Here is a 5,861-nt window from a genome sequence, read left to right on the forward strand (position 1 = left end):
CGGACCGCGCGGCACGCCGGACAGTTCCGCGCACATCCGGCGTGCCGCGTGCCGATCGCAGGAGGGGGCCGCGCTCCAGAATCGGAGCGCGACCCCCTCATCTGCGTGACTGCGGGGTGCCGGCTCGCTCACCTGGCAGACCCCGAGGCAGCGGGCCCTGCCTGCCCTGCCGACCGTACGGGCGCGTCGTGGCGCCGTTGTGACATGGCACAGATGTGCCATGTCGGATCGCTGGCACGGTCCGGTCACCGCCCCACATGATGCGAACGGATTGTGAACCGCAGTCGAACGGGAGTTTGGCGGCGCGCGTACGCGCGGTGCCCCACCGGCTCCCGGCCTGGCGTCCCGGCACCGCCCACCACGACGGTGGCGCCGCGACGGCACGCCATCACGTCCGCTCACGAACACCGCACCCGGGCGCCGGGAGAAGGAAAGGTGCAGACACCTATGAGACGGATCCGCCTCTGGGCGGCGCTCTCCATGTCGGCTGTGGTCGCGGCGGGTGCTGTGGCGCCCGCGTCGGCCCAGGCCCCGTCGCCGGGGTCCACCGCGAGGACGCCGGCACCGCAGGACCGTACGGCCGCCGTACGGCTGATCACCGGCGACCTCGTCACCGTCAGCGACGCGCCGAACGGCAGGAAGACGGCCTCGGTGCAGCGTGCGCCGGGCCGCGAGAACGTCTTCTTCCAGATCTCCGAGAGCGGCGGCGCCCTGACGGTGCTTCCCTCGGACGCGGCGATGCTGGTCCGCACGGAGCGGCTGGACGCGAGCCTCTTCGATGTGACGGCCCTGATCGCACAGGGATACGACGAGGCGCACACCGACGCCCTGCCCCTGATCGTGTCCGCCCCGGCGGGTTCCGCGCGTGAGGCGGCCCGCACGACGGAAGCGCTCGCCGAGTTCCACGAGGGCTCCGCCGAGCCGCGGCAGCTGACGAGCATCGACGCCCAGGCGCTGCGCGTGGACAGGGAGGATCTGGCCGCGTTCTGGAAGCAGCTCGTGCCCGCGGCCGGTGTGCGGACGGCGAGCGCGGCGGCGGCCACTCCGAAGATCTGGCTGGACCACAAGGTGCGTCCCACGCTGGACCGCAGCGCCGCGCAGATCAACGCGCCCACCGCATGGGCGGCCGGCTACCACGGCGAGGGCGTCAAAATCGCGGTGCTGGACACCGGAGCGGACCAGACGCATCCCGACCTGGCGGGCCGGGTGAGCCTGGCCGAGGACTTCAGCGGCAGCGGTTCCACGCTGGACCACTTCGGCCACGGCACCCATGTCGCCGCCACCGCCGCGGGCAGCGGCGCCGCCTCGGGGGGTCTGCGCAAGGGCATCGCGCCGGGCGCCGACCTGCTGATCGGCAAGGTCCTCGGCGACGACGGTTCCGGCAGTGAGTCCCAGGTCATCGCGGGCATGGAATGGGCCGCGGCGCAGGGGGCCAGGGTCGTCAACATGAGCCTGGGCGCGGACATGGAGACCGACGGCACCGACCCGATGAGTCTGGCCGTCGACGAGATATCCCGCAGCAGCGGCGCGCTGTTCGTCGTGGCCGCGGGCAACTCCGGCGAGCGGGGGGAGATGACGGTGGGGTCGCCCGGCGCGGCCGACGCCGCCCTGACCGTCGGCGCCGTCGACCGCGACGACACGCTGGCGTCCTTCTCCAGCCGCGGCCCGCGTTTCGGCGACAAGGCGGCCAAGCCGGACGTCACGGCGCCGGGCGTCGGGATCGTCGCCGCGCGTGCCGCGGGGACGACCATGGGCACTCCGCTCGACGACTACTACGTCGCCGCCGACGGCACGTCCATGGCCACGCCCCATGTGGCCGGTGCGGCGGCGCTGCTGGCCGGGCAGCACCCCGACTGGAGCGGCGAGCAGCTCAAGGACGCGCTGATCAGCACGTCCCACACGGTCTCCGGGCAGGTGCCGACCGAGCAGGGCGGTGGCCGTGTCGACGTGAAGGCCGCGTTCACCTCTCCGGTGACCGCCACGGGCACGATCGTCATGGGTCCGTTCGACCGGGACGGGGCCCCGGTGGAGCGGGCCGGCGTGGTCCGTTACACCAACCACGGCGACGCCGAGGTGTCGCTGAGCCTGCGTGCCGCGCTCACGGCGAAGGGCGGCAGGCAACTGCCCGCGCAGGCGCTGACGCTGGGCACGGACACGGTCCGGGTCGCCCCCGGGGCGACCGCCGAGGTGCCGGTCGCGATCGACCCGGTGCAGGCGGGTCGCGGCTCCTTCTACGGCTACGTCACCGCCACGTCGGCCGGCGGTGTGTCGGTCCACACCACCGTCAGCCTGTGGGTGCGCGCGCCCATGCACAAGGTCACCATCGACTCGCGCGGTCCGGACGGGAACCCCACGGGATGGGCGCTCGTCGACCTGTTCGGCGGGGACACCGAGGTCCGGTTCGTCGGCTTCGACCCCCTGGTCGCCGAGGTCGAGGAGGGCACTTACCTGGTCGGCGGCACCCTGGCGGAGGACGGGGGCGACGGGGTCCGGGTGATCCAGGTCGTCGATCCCGAGGTGAAGGTCACCAAGGACACCACCGTGACCCTGGACGCCCGCAAGGCCAAACTGGTGCGTGTGCGCACGCCCTTGCCGGCGCAGCGGCGCAACAACTTGACGTACCAGATGTACCGGAAGATCGACGGGGTGGAGCGGACCTCGGGCGTCTTCTACGAGGACGGCGGGGGGCATGTGCCCCTCTATGTGAACCCCACGTCCAAGGTCACCGAGGGCGCCTTCGAGTTCAACGTGCGCTTCGAGATGACTGCGCCCGAGCTGAGGACCGAGGTGCGCGGTGCCGGGTTCGAGCTGAACCCGTTCTACGCCAAGCTGTCCGCGCCCTTCGACCCCCGGGGCGAGCGGCTGGTCGCCGTGGACGCGGGGACGCGGGACAAGCCGGACCTGCGGCCCGCGCATGTGCGGGGCAAGCTCGCCGTGATCCGCGACGAGTACGCGATGGACGGGTACGACCTGGCGGAGGCGGCCGCGAAGGCGGGTGCCAAGGGCGTTGCGGTCGTCCTGCCCGAGGGGCTCATCGCCTACACCCGGTGGAAGCCGACGGGCGCTCGCTCCGCCGTCCCGGTGGTGCGGATGACCGCTGCCGAAGGCGCCGCGCTGCTGAGGTACATGGCCGGTCGCAAGGCCGTCGTGGACATCTCCGGGACGGTCACGAGCCCGTACCTGTACGACGTCGTGACGCAGTGGCGGCAGATCCCGCAGGACGCCACGTACACCGTCTCGGACCGCAACACCGCGCAGGTGAAGGTCTCCTACGCGGACAACGGGCCGCTGCACTGGACCAGCGAGCAGCGCTTCAGTTGGCGGCCCTACACCGGCGTCGCCTGGGAGACCTCGCGCTGGGTGCCGACGGGCACGACCCGTACCGAGTACGTGACCTCCGGGGACACCCGGTGGATGCACGACGTCGACTTCGTCGCCGGACCCGACCTGTTCTACGGCGGTGCGCTGCGGTCGGGGCTGCGTGACGCCCCGCGCACCTTCGCGGGGGGCGAGAAGGCCTCGGAGGAGTGGTACCGGGCCGTGGTGCGGCCGTCCATCCCCCGCGGCTGGAACCGTCCTGCCGTCCGGAACGGCGACGTCCTGAGCCTCGCGATCCCGGAGTTCACGGACGCGGCGACGGGCCACTGGGGCCGGAGGCAGGAACCCTCCACCGGAGGTGGCATCGGCGGCCTGTCGGTGACCGGGACGGAGGACGATCCCTCCTACCCTCAGGGCGACAGCGTCGCGGCGGTGCTCTACCGCGACGGGAAGAAGGTGGCCGAGGCCGATGACGCCTGGCGGGACTTCTCCGTCCCCGCCGGAGCGGCCGACTACCGCCTGGACCTGACGACCGTGCGCGACACCGAGCACTGGCAGACCGGCACGCGGACCTCCACGTCCTGGACCTTCCGCTCCGGTACGGCGGCGGAGGAGACGCTGCTGCCTCTCCTCCAGGTCGACTACGGCGTCTCCGCCGACCTGGGGAACTTCGTCGGCGGCGGCAAGAAGCACGACCTCGACCTGACCGTCAGGAACCAGGACGGGCTCGCCGCACCGACCGGGGTACGCCTGACGGTCGAGGCCTCCTTCGACGACGGCAAGAGCTGGAAGGGCCAGGTCCGCGTCAAGGACCGCGGCCACAACCGGTTCACCGCCACGGTCGAGCGTCCCGGCGACCGGCGGGACGGCGGGTACGTGACCCTGCGCGTGACCGCCACTGACAAGGCGGGCAACGCGGTCCGTCAGACGGTGGAACGGGCCTACCGGCTCGGCGCGTAGGCACGCAGGCGCATCCGGAAGGCGCGAGCGGGTGCGGGGGCATGGCCCCGGCACCCGCTCGTCTCCACCCGCCGCCCCCGCTCAGCCGCGGGTACGGCCGCCAGTTCGGCGCTCCCCCGAGCGGGGACGCCGCCCGGCTGCGGGAGGCCGCGCACGCTCAGCGAGGCCCACGAGAACGGTCAGCCGGCGGTACGGGGCAGGGCAGGCGGATCGGTCCCGTTGACGCACGGAGGTTGACGCCCGGAGGTTGCCGACCGCCGCGTCAAGCCCTCGGGCGCCGTCCCGGGGGCTCCGGGGCGCCCGGCGATGTCACCGTCAGCGAACCCCCGACCGGCAGGGCGTGCCAGCGGTCGGCGTATGCGTCGAACACGTCCGTGATCCGGTCGACCACCGCCGGGATCTCATCCGCCGTCACATAGCGCGGCAGCTCGGGTGCGTGGCCGCGCCTGACCTCCCACACCCGCAGGGCGACGTCGGCCAGGTGCTCCGACCGGGCCATGTCCTGCCGGGCCCGCGGCGACGACTTCGCCGGCTTGGACTTGCGGCGCCGGGGCGGCCTTGACGCGCTCCGCCGGATCGGCGGGCAAGAACATGCCGTTGTCCCCGGCGGCCAGCCGCCCGTAGACGCCGAGTGCGATGCCCGCCTCCGCCTCGACCAGGAAGTGCACCAGGTCGTGCGGCAGGTACGGATGGCCGCCCGGGCCGTTGCGCGGGGCGAGCGCGGCCCCTTTCTCACGGTGGACGGCTATGCCGTAGCTCGTACCGGGCCCTTGGTGAAGACGACGCGCATGACCGGAACGGTACGAGAGGACCGCGGCCGGACGCACGGCACCCGCATTTCCGGCCGGCGCGGCGGGCACGGGACGGCGTCCGCGGCACCCGCCAGCACAGGCGGAATGACAAGTTCCGATTTAGGATCCTCGATGGGCCCGGCCGCGCCGTCCGTTCGCGACCGGCCACCGTCCACGAGTTCCCGGCGGCGCCGCGCGCCGCACACCGGAGCATGCGAACAGGACAGGAGAGCACCGTCATGACTCGAACGGCGTTCCGGCGAGGCGTTCCCGCCCTCGGGCTCACCATGGCGGCGCTCGCCGCGTGCGGTCCCGCGGCTCAGGACGTCAGCGGCGGGGCCCCGGCCGCCGCGGTGTCGACGCAGGCGTCCATGCGGCCGGTCGACAAGCTGTCCGTCCAGTTCGAGCAGGCCCTTCCGAACGTCAAGGGCAAGACGTTCACCTCGGCGATCGTCGACTATCCGCCGGACGGGAGCTCGCCCCCGCATCGCCACGGGCAGGCCTTCGTCTACGCCTACGTGCTCAAGGGCGCCGTGCGCAGCCAGCTCGCCGGCGAGCCGGTGCACACCTACCGCCAGGGCCAGTACTGGATCGAGCCGCCGGGCGCCCACCATGTGCTCTCGGAGAACGCCAGCCGTACGGAGCCGGCGCAGCTGCTGGTCGTCTTCGTCGGCGACACGGGCGAACCGATCAAGGTCGACGATCCGTCGAGTTAGAGGTCGCGCGGATAGGCGGGGTGGAGAAAGGAGCGGGTCGAGGGCCGAGTTTGGCAAGGCGGAGAAGGGAGACGCA

General features: G+C 72.7%; 3 protein-coding genes. 2 read left to right on the forward strand and 1 reads right to left on the reverse strand.

The window, feature by feature from the left end; translation table 11 throughout:
- Positions 1 to 447: 447 nt before the first annotated feature.
- Positions 448 to 4,278, forward strand: a complete 3,831-nt coding sequence (locus AC3ET4_RS30110) for a S8 family serine peptidase (RefSeq protein ID WP_431955030.1) — start codon at positions 448 to 450, stop codon at positions 4,276 to 4,278.
- Positions 4,279 to 4,540: 262 nt separating this feature from the next.
- Here AC3ET4_RS30110 and AC3ET4_RS30115 read toward each other — a convergent pair whose 3' ends face one another.
- On the reverse strand, positions 4,541 to 4,777 hold the full coding sequence (locus AC3ET4_RS30115; RefSeq protein ID WP_431955032.1) for a hypothetical protein: 237 nt from the start codon (positions 4,775 to 4,777) through the stop codon (positions 4,541 to 4,543).
- 531 nt (positions 4,778 to 5,308) lie between these two features.
- On the opposite strand from AC3ET4_RS30115, the gene AC3ET4_RS30120 reads away from it, so the two are divergent.
- Positions 5,309 to 5,785 (forward strand): cupin domain-containing protein, encoded by a 477-nt coding sequence (locus tag AC3ET4_RS30120; protein WP_431955034.1) that lies wholly within the window; start codon positions 5,309 to 5,311, stop codon positions 5,783 to 5,785.
- The last annotated feature ends 76 nt before the right edge of the window (positions 5,786 to 5,861 follow it).

This window comes from Actinacidiphila sp. bgisy167, from assembly GCF_057707665.1.